This is a genomic window from Chryseobacterium sp. CBSDS_008 (assembly GCF_049959325.1).
In the GTDB taxonomy this organism is placed as follows: domain Bacteria; phylum Bacteroidota; class Bacteroidia; order Flavobacteriales; family Weeksellaceae; genus Chryseobacterium.
Window position 1 is genome coordinate 4,154,771 of record NZ_CP188202.1, and the last position, 13,668, is coordinate 4,168,438.

11 protein-coding genes and 3 tRNA genes are annotated in these 13,668 nt (G+C 37.6%); 11 read left to right on the top strand and 3 right to left on the bottom strand.

The genetic code is table 11. The annotated features are described in order from the left end of the window. Positions 1-64: 64 nt before the first annotated feature. The 4 genes from ACP3T3_RS18895 to ACP3T3_RS18910 all read left to right on the top strand — a co-directional run bounded on the left by ACP3T3_RS18895 (position 65) and on the right by ACP3T3_RS18910 (position 5,826). Entirely contained in the window at positions 65-2,167 is a 2,103-nt protein-coding gene (locus tag ACP3T3_RS18895; RefSeq protein WP_426477291.1) for a T9SS type B sorting domain-containing protein, read from the top strand. 84 nt (positions 2,168-2,251) lie between these two features. Next, positions 2,252-2,842: a DUF1572 domain-containing protein gene (locus ACP3T3_RS18900; protein WP_426477292.1), complete on the top strand. Its 591-nt coding sequence runs from the start codon at positions 2,252-2,254 to the stop codon at positions 2,840-2,842. Positions 2,843-2,908: 66 nt separating this feature from the next. After that, on the top strand, positions 2,909-4,255 hold the full coding sequence (gene mtaB / locus ACP3T3_RS18905; RefSeq protein ID WP_426477293.1) for a tRNA (N(6)-L-threonylcarbamoyladenosine(37)-C(2))-methylthiotransferase MtaB: 1,347 nt from the start codon (positions 2,909-2,911) through the stop codon (positions 4,253-4,255). A 53-nt stretch (positions 4,256-4,308) separates the two neighbouring features. Next, positions 4,309-5,826 carry an FMN-binding glutamate synthase family protein gene (locus ACP3T3_RS18910; RefSeq protein ID WP_426477294.1) on the top strand — a complete coding sequence of 506 codons (1,518 nt, stop codon included), beginning with the start codon at positions 4,309-4,311 and terminating at the stop codon, positions 5,824-5,826. Between the two features lie 72 nt (positions 5,827-5,898). On the opposite strand, the gene ACP3T3_RS18915 is transcribed toward ACP3T3_RS18910, so the two are convergent. Continuing rightward, positions 5,899-6,657 carry a hypothetical protein gene (locus ACP3T3_RS18915; protein WP_426477295.1) on the bottom strand — a complete coding sequence of 253 codons (759 nt, stop codon included), beginning with the start codon at positions 6,655-6,657 and terminating at the stop codon, positions 5,899-5,901. 55 nt (positions 6,658-6,712) lie between these two features. Between ACP3T3_RS18915 and ACP3T3_RS18920 the strand changes: the two genes are divergently transcribed. After that, complete coding sequence (locus tag ACP3T3_RS18920; protein WP_426477296.1) at positions 6,713-7,150, top strand: RNA-binding S4 domain-containing protein; 438 nt, start codon at positions 6,713-6,715, stop codon at positions 7,148-7,150. Positions 7,151-7,169: 19 nt separating this feature from the next. On the opposite strand, the gene ACP3T3_RS18925 is transcribed toward ACP3T3_RS18920, so the two are convergent. After that, the gene (locus ACP3T3_RS18925; protein WP_426477297.1) at positions 7,170-7,685 is read right to left on the bottom strand and encodes a shikimate kinase; all 516 of its coding nucleotides are present in this window, start codon (positions 7,683-7,685) and stop codon (positions 7,170-7,172) included. 115 nt (positions 7,686-7,800) lie between these two features. Between ACP3T3_RS18925 and ACP3T3_RS18930 the strand changes: the two genes are divergently transcribed. The 3 genes from ACP3T3_RS18930 (at position 7,801) to ACP3T3_RS18940 (ending at position 8,118) form a co-directional block, all read left to right on the top strand. Continuing rightward, positions 7,801-7,873, top strand: a tRNA-Lys gene (locus ACP3T3_RS18930). A gap of 34 nt (positions 7,874-7,907) precedes the next feature. Further along, a tRNA-Leu gene (locus ACP3T3_RS18935) sits at positions 7,908-7,990 on the top strand. Between the two features lie 55 nt (positions 7,991-8,045). Further along, positions 8,046-8,118: transfer RNA gene (locus ACP3T3_RS18940), tRNA-Lys, on the top strand. 189 nt (positions 8,119-8,307) lie between these two features. Here ACP3T3_RS18940 and panC read toward each other — a convergent pair. Next, complete coding sequence (gene panC, locus ACP3T3_RS18945) at positions 8,308-9,156, bottom strand: pantoate--beta-alanine ligase (RefSeq protein WP_426477298.1); 849 nt, start codon at positions 9,154-9,156, stop codon at positions 8,308-8,310. Between the two features lie 171 nt (positions 9,157-9,327). On the opposite strand from panC, the gene ACP3T3_RS18950 reads away from it, so the two are divergent. The 3 genes from ACP3T3_RS18950 to glmS are packed head-to-tail and all read left to right on the top strand — an operon-like array spanning position 9,328 to position 13,642. Further along, positions 9,328-10,098, top strand: coding sequence for a glycogen/starch synthase (locus ACP3T3_RS18950; protein ID WP_426477299.1), 771 nt, complete (start codon positions 9,328-9,330; stop codon positions 10,096-10,098). Between the two features lie 13 nt (positions 10,099-10,111). After that, positions 10,112-11,755, top strand: a complete 1,644-nt coding sequence (locus ACP3T3_RS18955; RefSeq protein ID WP_426477300.1) for a DUF4270 family protein — start codon at positions 10,112-10,114, stop codon at positions 11,753-11,755. 33 nt (positions 11,756-11,788) lie between these two features. Beyond that, positions 11,789-13,642, top strand: coding sequence for a glutamine--fructose-6-phosphate transaminase (isomerizing) (glmS, locus tag ACP3T3_RS18960; RefSeq protein WP_426477301.1), 1,854 nt, complete (start codon positions 11,789-11,791; stop codon positions 13,640-13,642). The last annotated feature ends 26 nt before the right edge of the window (positions 13,643-13,668 follow it).

The following is a 13,668-nucleotide window of genomic DNA, read 5'->3' on the forward strand; positions in this document are numbered from 1 at the left end:
ATATTTGGTGCGTGTTGAATATCAATACGATGAATAACTAATGTAACCATAAAACATATAATCTATGAGAAAACTTTTACTTTTCATACTTCTATACCTCTCTCATACTTTCTATGCTCAAGCCGACTGCGCTACTGCACTGTCCGTTTGCGGAAACTCAAATATCACTTATAGTCCAACAGGATATGGAAATATAAAAGAGTTGGTCAACTCTGGAAGCTGCATAGACTTTACAGGAGAGCACAACTCAATTTGGTATAAAATTACAATCGCTACAGGAGGAACACTTACCTTTAATCTGGTCCCGAATAATCCGGATGCTGATTATGACTGGGCGATTTTTGGGCCTAATGTAACGTGTGGTAGTTTGGGCTCACCCATTCGTTGTAATGCGGCAACGGTTATTGGCCCCGGCCCTGCTACAGGACTGAATATGACAAGTACGCTTTTAAGCGCTGCAGGTGGTTCTCTGACTCCTTATTGCAAATACCTTGATGTTCTGCCGGGACAAACCTATTACTTGTTTATTGACAACTGGGTAAGCAGCACCAGTTCTACCACCGCTCCGTTTTCTTTAACCTGGGGCGGAACAGCAACACTCGCGTCACCATTTACAGATCCGAATATTCAGACCCAGCCATTTAATCCTCCCGGAATTCCGGCGGCGAATCCTGCTGATCCAAGAGAAGTCGTTATATGTTCTCCTACCGCATTATTTGATTTCTCAACGTTATCTGCAGGTATTGTTAATGGAAATCAAAACTTTGGGGTGAGCTATCATCTGAGCCAGAATGATGCTCTAACGGGAAATAACCCTATTACAGCTCCTGTAACTGTCAATACTACTACAGTCTATTATTACAGCATCAATTATACCGATCCCGCCAATGCAACCAATCCGCTTAATAAATGTAAACAGGTAGGAACATTTAAATTCAAAAATGGTTCTATTACGGTGAAAAATGTAACATTGACCGAGTGTAACAATAATAATGCAGGAACGGCTTTATTTGACTTAACCACAGCGGATGTTATTGCAAACCCGAATGTTATCAAAAAATATTACCACACCATGGCAGATCTTAATGCCGGGATTAATGAGATTACCAATCCAATGGCATTTGTGTCTGCGGAGGGAATTATTTATGTGAAGGTGATCTCAGAATTCGGTTGTACTGCTGTAGCTCAGATTGCCTTAAAATTTTATCCGGTTGTGGTCGTGAATGAAGCAATCCTGAGATCATGCTTTATCGAAGCAAGCCCATCTACCGCTTCTTTCAATCTTGTGAATGCTTCGGTAACAGGACAAACGAATCCGACAAAAAAATACTATCCTTCATTGACCGATGCTGTCAATCAGTCCAATGAGATACTGAATGCCAATAATTATATTGCTCCAGACGGATTTGTATATGTAAGGGTTTCTAATGCCCAGGGATGTTATACGATAGCCAGAATTACTTTAATTGTTATTGCGCCTGTATATTCTGATAAACTTAAAGATGTGACTATTTGCGCGGAAGATCAGACGACACTGGATGCCGGGCCTGGATTTAAAAGTTATGAGTGGAGCACAGGTGCCACTACACAGAGTATCAAAGCTGGAATAGGCGTATATTGGGTAAAACTTAAAACAGGAGAATGTATTACAACACAGACTGTAAAAGTACTTCCTTCAGAGCAGCCTGTTGTTTCCGGTATTGATATTTCAAATAATACAATCACAGTATCGGTAATCGGAGGAACACCGGCTTATAAATATTCAATAGACAATATCATTTGGCAGGATTCCAATGTCTTCAATAATCTTTCCAGAGGAGATCATAAAGTATACGTAAAAGATGCTTATGACTGTGATCCAATAGAAATAGGAATCGTTGTCCCTAATCTGGTGAATGTAATTACCCCTAACGCAGATGGAATAAATGATGTGATCGATTATTCTGCACTGGCAAACAAACAAAATCTTATCATGAATGTTTTTGACCGATATGGAAATAAAATATTCCAGGCAGACAAATCAAACGGGTATAAATGGGATGGTACCCAGGGTGCAAGAAGAGTGCCTACAGGGACATACTGGTATTCTATCACATGGAATGAAAATGATAAAAAGAATACAGCAATTAAATTTACAGGCTGGGTACTGGTGAAAAACAGAGAATAATAAATACAATATATAGATAAAACCACTTCAATGAAGTGGTTTTTATTTTTTTTAATTTATAAATTAGATCACAAAATAGAAAGCATGAAAGACCTTTTTGTGAAACGTTTTGAATATTATAAATCACTGGGTGATAAAACCTTTGACCAGCTTACGGATGAGCAGATGTTCTGGCAGTATAATGAAGAAAGTAATTCCATTGCCATAATAGTGAAACACCTTGCAGGAAATATGCTTTCAAGATGGACCAATTTCCTGACTGAAGACGGTGAAAAGTCCTGGCGCAACCGTGATGGAGAATTTGTCAATACCTTTACAACGAAAAAAGAAGTTCTTGAGTACTGGGAAAAAGGCTGGGCCTGCTTTTTTGATGCTCTGGATAAAATAAATGAAGATAACCTCTATTCAACAACATATATCAGAGGAGAAGAACATCCGGTGATAGATGCGGTTCTTCGTCAATTGGCTCATTATCCTTACCATATCGGTCAGATCGTTTATATTGCAAAGATGATAAAAAATGAAGACTGGAGCACTCTTTCCATCGCCAGAAACCGTTCCCAGGAATTTAATACAGAAATGGAAACAAGGTTTTCAAAGCAGGACCCCGAAATCAATTCATCTCCTGTCTGCTTTCAAAACAGTCCTGAAGTACGGGACGAATATAAACAATAGATTGAATCAATCTTGCATTCTTATTAAAATTACTATCTTTGCACCCATAAAATTCAGGAGTAACAAATGTCTACTTTTCACAGAACTGCCGCGTTTCATACACTTGGCTGCAAATTAAACTTTGCAGAAACATCTACTATTGCCCGTCAATTAACAGATGCAGGTTATGATAAGGTAAGTTTTGATGAAAAAGCAAATGTGTATGTTATCAATACATGTTCTGTGACAGAAAATGCTGACCGTGAGTGTAAACTTCATGTAAAAAGAGCAATGAAAGCCAATCCGGAAGGACTGGTCGTTATTGTAGGATGCTATGCCCAGCTAAAGCCTGAAGAAATTTCACAGATTGAAGGGGTAGACCTTGTGTTGGGAGCAAAGGAAAAATTCAATATTCTGAGCTATCTTGATGATTTGGAGAAATCTGAGAATGAAGGAATAGTTCATTCCTGTGAAATTGAAGAAACCGACTTCTTTATCGGAAGTTATTCCATTGGCGACAGAACCAGGGCTTTCCTTAAAGTACAGGATGGTTGCGACTATAAATGCACCTACTGTACCATTCCGTTAGCGAGAGGAATTTCACGTTCAGATACAATCGAAAACGTTCTCAGAAATGCTACGGAAATTGCCGCAAAAGACATCAAAGAAATTGTTCTTACAGGGGTGAATATCGGTGATTACGGTAAAGGAGAATTTGGAAATAAAAGGCATGAGCATACTTTCCTTGACCTTATTTCAGAGCTGGATAAAGTAGAAGGAATAGAAAGAATCCGTATATCTTCTATCGAACCCAACCTGTTGAAAGATGAAAGTATTGACCTGGTTTCTAAAAGCAGAAGCTTTGTTCCGCATTTTCATATCCCGTTACAATCCGGAAGCGATGATCTCCTGAAAAAGATGAAACGCCGTTACCTGACGAAGCTTTATAATGACAGGGTCAATAAGATCCGCGAAGTAATGCCTGATGCCGCTATCGGTGTAGACGTTATTGTAGGATTTCCGGGAGAAACAGAGGAAAGATTTATGGAAACCTATAATTTCCTTAATGAGCTTCCTATTACTTACCTTCACGTATTTACTTATTCTGAAAGAGAAAATACAGAAGCCGCAGCAATGGACGGTGTAGTTCCTGTAGCGGAAAGAAAAAAGCGTAATAAAATGCTGAGAATTCTCTCTGAAAAGAAGAAAATGGCATTTTATCAGACCCAACTTGGAAAAACGCTTCCTGTTCTTTGGGAGCATGAAAATAAAGACGGGAAAATGTTTGGCTTCACAGAAAACTATGTGAGAGTCCAGAAAGACTTTGATCCTGTCTCTGTAAATCAAATTGAATTTCTGAATTTAGAAAAAATCCTGTCAGATGGCACGGTTTCTGTGCAATCTTCCTATCAAAATTTTTTAGCAAAAGCATAGGCCCTTTGCAAAAATTCTACTAAATTTATTTTTAAACTTTAAATACTACATTCATGAGAGATAAGTTTTTATCTTGGGGAATTGTATTAGTAGTTGCTACATGGATTATAGCAATACTGATCAGAGCGCATTATTGGATACCCACGCTGTTATCCGCAATTTATGCATTGGGTGTGTACAATGCCTACCAATCGAAACATGCTATTTTGAGGAATTTTCCTGTATTGGGATATTTCAGGTATTTTTTCGAGAGTATTTCACCCGAAATGCAGCAATACTTTATTGAAAGGGAAACAGATGGGAAGCCTTTTCCAAGAAACCAGCGTTCTGCAGTATACAGACGTGCAAAAAACTTAAGTGATACGGTAGCTTTTGGTACACAGCTGGAAGTTAATCACAGAAAATATGAAGGGATCAAGCATTCTATTTATGCAAAGTCACCAGCAGAAGAGCTCCCCAGAGTATGGGTTGGGGGAGAGCAGTGTACACAGCCATACCACGCTTCTTTACTTAATATCTCAGCAATGAGTTTCGGAGCATTGAGCGACAGGGCACAGATTTCATTAAACAGAGGAGCAAAAAAAGGAAACTTTTACCATAATACAGGAGAAGGAGGAATTTCACCTTATCATATGGAAGGAGGAGACTTATGCTGGCAGATCGGGACAGGATATTTCGGATGCCGTGATGATGAAGGAAAATTCAATCCTGAATTATTTACCAAATATTCTACTCTTCCTAATGTGAAAATGATTGAGATCAAATTGTCACAGGGTGCTAAACCAGGACATGGAGGGGTACTTCCGGGAGTGAAAAATACCCCGGAGATTGCAGCCATTCGTCACGTAACACCGGGAATGACTGTTATTTCACCGCCATCACACAGTGCTTTCTCTGATGCGGCAGGATTGCTGAGGTTTGTGCAGCAATTAAGAGACCTGTCTGGAGGAAAACCGGTTGGTTTTAAACTTTGTATCGGAGATACGAAAGAATTTGAGGACATCTGTGTTCAAATGAATGTGCTGAAAATCTACCCTGACTTTATTACCATAGATGGAGCAGAAGGAGGAACAGGAGCGGCACCGCCGGAATTTTCTGACGGAGTAGGAATGCCATTGGAGCCCGCTTTGATATTTGTGAACAGAACGCTTAACAACTATAATGTAAGAAGTAAATTAAGAGTAATTGCCAGCGGTAAAGTTCTTACCAGCCTTGATATCCTGAGAGCAATTGCAATGGGAGCGGATATGTGTAACAATGCCAGAGGATTTATGTTCTCTCTGGGATGTATCCAGGCATTGAGATGTAACTCCAACAACTGTCCTACGGGAGTAGCAACGCAGGATAAAATGCTTATTAAAGGGCTTGATGTCACGGATAAGGCAGAAAGAGTATATCACTTCCATAAAAATACACTTCACACCTGCAATGAACTGATTGCTGCTGCCGGAAGAAGCTCTTATGAAGAAGTAGACGCTACCATGTTTATGAGAGGTGATGAGTTTGACCACCTTGCAGACCTTTATTTCCCGGATATTTTAGGAAATGTAAAACAGAAGACAAGATGGTAATTTGATGAAATGGATATAAATAAACCCCGCAAATAATTGTGGGGTTATTATTTTATTTAAATTTGATGCTATTTATGGTCTGTCTGCTCTTCCGTACACCTGGAAGTTGAAAACAAAAGTCTTATTTCTAAGTGAAACAGAGCTGTAAGGGGTATAATATGGATCTCTAGCAAAAGCAGCTCTCGAAGGAACAATAATTACTCCTTGTAAGTTATAAGGTGATCCGCTGGAATAGTCTTTAAATGCTGTAAACTTCTGCATAGCTTCATTAAACCCTTCAATTGTATAATAACTTGGCTGTTTGGCGGCATCGGTTGTTGCGTTTGCTATCAATGGATCCTTCTTGCCCTCTACATTAGAAATATAATAGAATTTTGGATCAATTATAGGAATACCACTGCCGTTGATTGTGTTTACAAAGGATGCTGAAGAAGTAAATGAAGACTGCCCGTCTGTATTAATCGCAAGATAAGTCGTAGCTTTCATCATTAAGGTAAGGATGTCATTATTTTTAATAATCTGATCCGCACCAGGATTTACAGGCTGAGCTCCGCTTCTGACAATATAGATCGTTCCTGAAGGTAGCGTTACAGGGCTCAGTTCAGACAGCTTCTTTTCATTATCATCTGCTGTGTCCGTAGAGCTGAAAGCTTTTATATTACCCTGTGCATCCAGATAGTTTTCATCCATGAATTTTTTAATGGCCTGATCATCATATGTGTTTTGTGTAGCAACATCTTCAGGTTCTACATAGGTTGATACATCATCATCTTTCTTACAAGCAGAAAAACATAAAGATCCTGCAAGGATATATAAAAATATTTTTTTCATTTCAAAAAACTTTAATTACTTTACAAATAATATAACGGCAAAAGTATAAAAAATTATGAGAATAGATAAATTTTTATGGAGCATTCGTTTTTATAAGACGAGAAGTATTGCAGCAGAGGAGATTAAAAAGAACAGAGTTTCTATAGGAACGTCTGCCGTAAAGTCATCTAAAGAGGTAAAAGAAGGAGATACTATTAAAATCCGTAAGAATCAAATTGATTATAAAATAAAAGTAATTCAGATTCCTAAAAGCAGGATAGGAGCCAAGCTGGTACCCCTTCATATCCAGGATGTGACAGATAAAGAACAATACGAACTGTTGAAACTTCGCAAGATGTCACAAGACTATTACCGAAATAAAGGAGAAGGAAGGCCTACCAAAAAAGACCGAAGAGATATGGACGGTTATGTAGGAAACGATATCGATTCCGATTTTACAGACTGGGATGATTTCTTTGGAGAGACAGACACCGAAACAGATGATGAAGATTAATAATAAACATAAAAAAGCTCTAGAGATAGAGCTTTTCTACTATTTCATTTACAATGTCTTCAGGTGTTCTGGAATCTGTTCCTACCGTGAATTGCGCTTTACTGTAAAACTGATTTCTTTCAAATAAATGTTTAGCAATGAATTCCGGCAGGTCTTCATCAGCTATATTGGCAATTAATGGTCTTTTTTCTTTCTGTTTTGAAAGTCTTTCTACCAAAGTTCCTACCCCTGTTCTTAAAAAAAAACTTTTGGAGTTGTGATTGATGATTTCCATATTATTATAATACACAGGAGTTCCTCCGCCAAGGCTTAAAACCACATTTTCTTCAGACGCCAATATCTCTTCCAGAGCTTCTCTTTCAAGCTTTCTAAAGTAAATCTCTCCCTTTTTTTCAAAAATCTCAGGGATGGTTAATTTATTTCTTCTGGAAATCTCTTTATCGAGATCAATTAATTTAAAATTGATTTTTTCGCTTAATATTTTGGAAATGTGCGATTTGCCACTTCCCATGTATCCGATCAATGAAATTACCATGAATTTTTTTTAAACAAATTTGCGAAAAAGTTTTGAGATAAAGAAAAAAGTCATATCTTTGCACCACTTAAAACAAGGGACATTACTTAAATGAAAACTTGTTGTATAAGTGGCCGACTCGGTAGCTCAGCTGGTAGAGCAATACACTTTTAATGTATGGGTCCTGGGTTCGAATCCCAGCCGGGTCACTAGCAATAAAAATTACTTTTTTGTAATTTTATTGCCTGCGTGGTGAAATTGGTAGACACGCCATCTTGAGGGGGTGGTTTCCTAAGGATGTGCTGGTTCGAGTCCAGTCGCAGGCACTGCAAAGAAAATTTTATAATTAATACTGAAATTTATTTCATTTTAATTGTGGCCGACTCGGTAGCTCAGCTGGTAGAGCAATACACTTTTAATGTATGGGTCCTGGGTTCGAATCCCAGCCGGGTCACAAGTTTACTGAAAAGTAAATTTTTTTCATATTAATATTTTGTGATTTGGTGTTTCAAAGGCTTCCTTCAGGAGGCCTTTGATTTTTTGTATGCAATAAGCTCAAACAGTATTTTCGTGCTGATTTATTCAATGAAAAATCCCCAACTATATCAGATAATCAGGGATATTATATTTTAATTCAGAAGGATTAATCCAGATGCATATTGTCAATTAACCTTACTCCATCTACAACAACGACGATGAATGCTCTGAAACTTCTGTCTTTATAGAAAAAATCAGTTTCCTGTAATGTGTTTTCATCCGCAATCAGGAAATATTCCAGCTTCATTCCCGGCTGGTCATCAAAAATATCAGCTACTCTTTCCTTGATCTCCGGAATAGTAACGGTTCTGAACCAGTCGTTTACTTTTTTTAAAGTCTCATAAATTACTTTGGAAACTTCTTTTCGGTCTTCATGAAGCCTTTGGTTTCTTGAGCTTAATGCTAATCCGTTTTCTGCCCTGTAAATAGGAACTCCGGTTATTTTAACAGGAAGATGTTTTTTCTCAGTCATCTTTTTAATAATAGCGAGCTGCTGGAAATCTTTTTCGCCAAAATAAGCATTGTCAGGCTGTACCTGTCTGAAAAGCTCTTCTACAACAGTTCCTACTCCGTCAAAGTGCCCCGGTCTCGATTTTCCCTCCATCTCATTTTCCAATCCATCAAAATCATAGTGCCGGCTTTCAGCTTTCTCAGGATAAATATCTATGACCTCCGGGATATAAACAGCATCTACAAGCCCTGAATTCTGAAGAATAAGTATATCCCTGTTGATATCCCGAGGATATTTTTCAAGGTCTTCAGGATTGTTGAATTGGGTTGGATTTACAAAAATTGAAGAAATAACAAGGTCATTTTCTTTTCTCGCCGCCTCATACAGGGAAAGGTGGCCTTTGTGTAAGGCACCCATAGTAGGAGCAAAGCCGATTCTTTTTCCCATTTCTTTCTGTCTTTCAATGAAATCCTGAAGGACTTTCCTGTTTTTTATAACTTCCATAGTTTATTTTAATGCTATTTCAAAAATAGTAAAAATATCGCATAATAATATGTGCTTTTACTAATTTGGAAAAGGGAATTATCGTAAAAAAATGTTAATTAAAATAATGTTGGATGTTTTTTTGTAATTTTGCACATTAAAGCATTTTTACAAAAATTAGATAGAAAATTTATGCCGAATCAAAAAATACTGTACATTACTACAGAGATGTATCCATATCAGGAAGATACAAATATGGCTGCAGTGGTAAACAAAATGGCACTTAAGATGCACCAAGAAGGCAATGATGTAAGAGTTTTTATGCCAAGATTTGGACAAATAAGTGAAAGAAAATTCCAGCTTCACGAGGTTATCCGTCTTTCAGGGATGAATATTATTATCAATGACCTGGACCAGCCTCTGATCATTAAAGTAGCGTCTCTTCCGGGGGAAAGACTTCAGGTTTACTTTATTGACAATGAAGAATACTTCAAAAGAAAACAATATTATTTCGATGATGAAGGAAATCCTTTCGAAGACAATGACGAAAGAGCTATTTTCTTTGCCCGAGGAGTTATTGAAACAATTAAGAAACTGAATTGGGTGCCGGATGTTATTCATTTAAATGGATGGATGGCTTCTTTTGTTCCGATTTATCTTAAAACTTACTACGAATCAGATACTTATTTCAAAGACGCTAAAATTGTACTTTCTCTTTACAATGAGAAAGATGCTGATCTGGATAAAAAGATCAATGAAAAGCTGCAGTTTGATAATATTTCAGGATTAAAAGCGTTAGATAACCCAACTATTAAAAGTTTTGTTATCGAGAGTATGAACTATGTAGATGCCGTTGTGAAAGGTGACGAGTTTCTGGATGAAGATCTGGATAAGGCCTTCAATGAAACAGCAATCCAAAAATCGGAATATCTGGACATAGATTCTATAAATCAACTTTATTAAAAACACATTTTTAATGACTCATAATCTTAAAAGGACCTTCGCCATGCTTCTATTGGCGATTTTCGGAAGTACATTCCTTTATAACTGTGAACCTGATCCGGATTCTCTTGGTGAGCAGTTGTTTAATGGTGATGCAGCACAAGGTAACGAAATTTCATATCCTGTCATAGCATACAATTACAACAACAACGATTCAATCAGAAGTGATGCAGCCAGACTGATCAGTGGATTAAGCGAATCAGGTGCTGCTTCCACGGTTGGCGTTCTTGGTGCTTTTACTGAAAATCAGTTTGGGATGCAGAGAGCATCTTATGTTACTCAGCTCAGAATGCCGGTAGATAATTATGACTTTAACGGAGCCAATCCAAAAGTAGACTCTGTAGTGCTTGTAGTAAGACCACCTGCGAATACTACTACGAATACTTATTTCTTTGAAAGCGATTCATTAAAGACCAATACATTTGATAAAAGTGACTTTCCTGTAGATGGAGTAGCTACTGCTGTTTCCATTGAGAAGAAAACGTATCCTGTACGTAAATACGGTAAAATAGGCGGGGCTTCAAAATCAATGAAAATCAATGTACATGAAGTAACAACGTTCCTGGATGCAAATGATGATAAGTATAAACGTTCCAATGCTCCTGTAACTACTGGCGAACTGTTAGGATCGGGTGTGTTTAACGGTAATATCAGCTCTGTATCCATCACAAAAAAATCTGACAACTCAGTTGTATTTACAGGAAACCTTGGTTTCAGAATGAAGTTGAGCAATACAGACTTTTTCCAGACTCATATTCTTGATAAAAAAGGAAAACCTGAACTTCAGGATGCTGCTAACTTTATCAGGTATTTTAAAGGAATAAAAATTTCTGTGGATGAAACGGATAAATATCTGTATCAGTTCTCTCCTAATGATCTGCAGCTTATCATGTACTATAAATATGATAAAACAGATAACGGAACAACAACAAGACCACAGACTTCGCTTAGTTTCAACTTAGGAAGCGCTAATGCTCATATCGGACTGTATGAATATGACAGAACCGGATCGGCTGCTGCCACTGCATTGGCTGGAAGTAACCCTAGTGAAGGTGATGCAAGACTTTTTGTTCAGGGAATGGGAGGACCTTCTGTAGTAATGAAAATTAAGAATGAGACAATTGCAGACCTTAAGAAAATCTATGTTGAAAAGAAAGCAGGTATTTTAAGTGCTAAGATAAGAGTATATGTAGATCCTGCAACATGGAAAAATACAGGTTCTACTGAAGACCGCAGGTTTACACTTTTAACAAACCCAATGACTACAAATCTGATCGATTATTCAGCATTGAAATTCACTTCAGATCTGACAAACGGGCTTGGATTGTATTATTATAAAGAAAACCCTGGTTATTACGATTTTGTAGTTACAAAAACGATCAAGGATCTTGTGGAAGAGAAGAAAGAAAAAGTAGATGAAGTTGAACAGCTGATTCCTAATAAACCTTTAATAATCACTGCCGGAACATTTGCCGCCAATCCTACAGGAGCCCTTTTAGGAGTGCGTAATACAACAAGAGCATTTGATATGAACAGAATTATTCTGACAGGAGTAGATAAAACAAATACCAATGCCAAAAGAATCCAGCTGATGGTGACTTATGGTACGAAAAAATAGAAAACAACAAACAACACTAGACAAAAATAAAATATGTGCGGAATAGTAGGATATACAGGATTTCAAGACGCTTATGAAATTGTAATTAATGGTCTTAGAAGATTGGAATATAGGGGGTATGACAGTGCCGGAATTGTTTTAGAAGGCCCAGGTAATAAGCTGGAAGTAGAAAAAACAAAAGGTAAGGTTGAGGATTTGGTGAATATTTCGAAAGAACTGAAAGGAAAGTCTAAAATTGGAATGGGACACACCCGTTGGGCCACCCATGGAGTTCCTAGTGACAGAAATTCCCACCCGCATTTGTCAAACAACGGAAAAATAGCAATTGTACATAATGGTATTATCGAAAACTATGATACGATTAAAACAATGCTTACTGAAAAAGGCTTTACTTTCAAATCAGAAACAGATACAGAAGTATTGGTAAACCTGATTCAGTATTTTATGGATCTTAATCCTGATATTGATTTCCCAACTGCGGTGAGATATGCATTAAATGAAGTATATGGAGCCTATGCAATCACTGTACTTCATGAAGATTATCCCGGAGTATTGGTGGTAGGAAGATTAGGTTCTCCTCTTGCAATCGGTATCGGTGAGAAAGAATACTTTATTGCCTCTGATGCCTCCCCTTTCGTGGAATTTACAAAAGAAGCCATTTATCTTGAAGAAGGACACATGGCTACCATCTCTCTTGAAGGAGGAGTAGATATCAGAACCATCAATGATAACTCTAAAATTGAGCCAGAAATTCAGGAACTTAAACTGAGCCTTGAGCAGATCGAAAAAGGCGGCTATGAGCATTTTATGCTTAAAGAAATTTTTGAACAGCCTAAATCCGTACACGATACGATGAGAGGCAGACTTCTTGTAGATGAAGGAGTGATCAAAATGGCGGGGATCTGGGATCATGTGGAGAGATTCAAAAATGCCAACAGAATTATTATCATTGCCTGTGGTACTTCATGGCATGCAGGTCTTATCGGAGAATATCTGATAGAAGAATATGCAAGAATTCCGGTTGAAGTAGAATACGCATCAGAATTCAGATACAGAAACCCAATCATTACAGATAAAGATGTGGTGATTGCCATTTCTCAGTCCGGAGAAACTGCTGATACAATGGCAGCTTTAAAACTGGCAAAAGAAAAAGGTGCATTTATATATGGAATATGTAATGTTGTAGACTCTTCAATCGCAAGAATTACAGATGCAGGTTCTTATACACATGCCGGTCCTGAAATCGGGGTTGCTTCTACAAAAGCATTTACGGCACAGCTTACTATTCTTAGCTTAATTGCATTAAAATTAGGGAAACACAACGGAAACTTAGGAAATGCTGAATTTATGAGCTTAATTGCTGAGCTTGATGCTATGCCTAAGAAAATTGAAGAAGTGCTGAATACCACGCATGAGCTTACTCAGAATATTGCAAAAGATTTTGTGAAAGCTACCAATTTCCTTTATTTAGGAAGAGGATACAATTATCCTGCTGCCTTAGAAGGAGCATTAAAATTAAAAGAAATTTCTTATATCCATGCAGAAGGTTACCCGGCTGCAGAAATGAAGCACGGTCCGATTGCCCTGATCGATGAAAACATGCCGATTGTAATTATAGCACCTAGAAAAGGTCACTATGATAAAATTGTAAGTAATGTTCAGGAAATTAAAGCGAGAAAAGGAAAAATTATCGCCGTAGTGAATAAAGGAGACCGTCAGGTGAGTGAAATGGCAGACTATGTTATCGAAATCCCTGAAACTTCAGAATGTTTCTCTCCAATCGTGGCTTCCGTGCCTCTACAATTGCTTGCTTATTACATTGCAGTATATAGAGGAGCCAACGTAGACCAACCGAGAAACCTTGCAAAATCTGTAACTGTTGAATAAAAAGTTGTTGTAAATAAAATAAATTT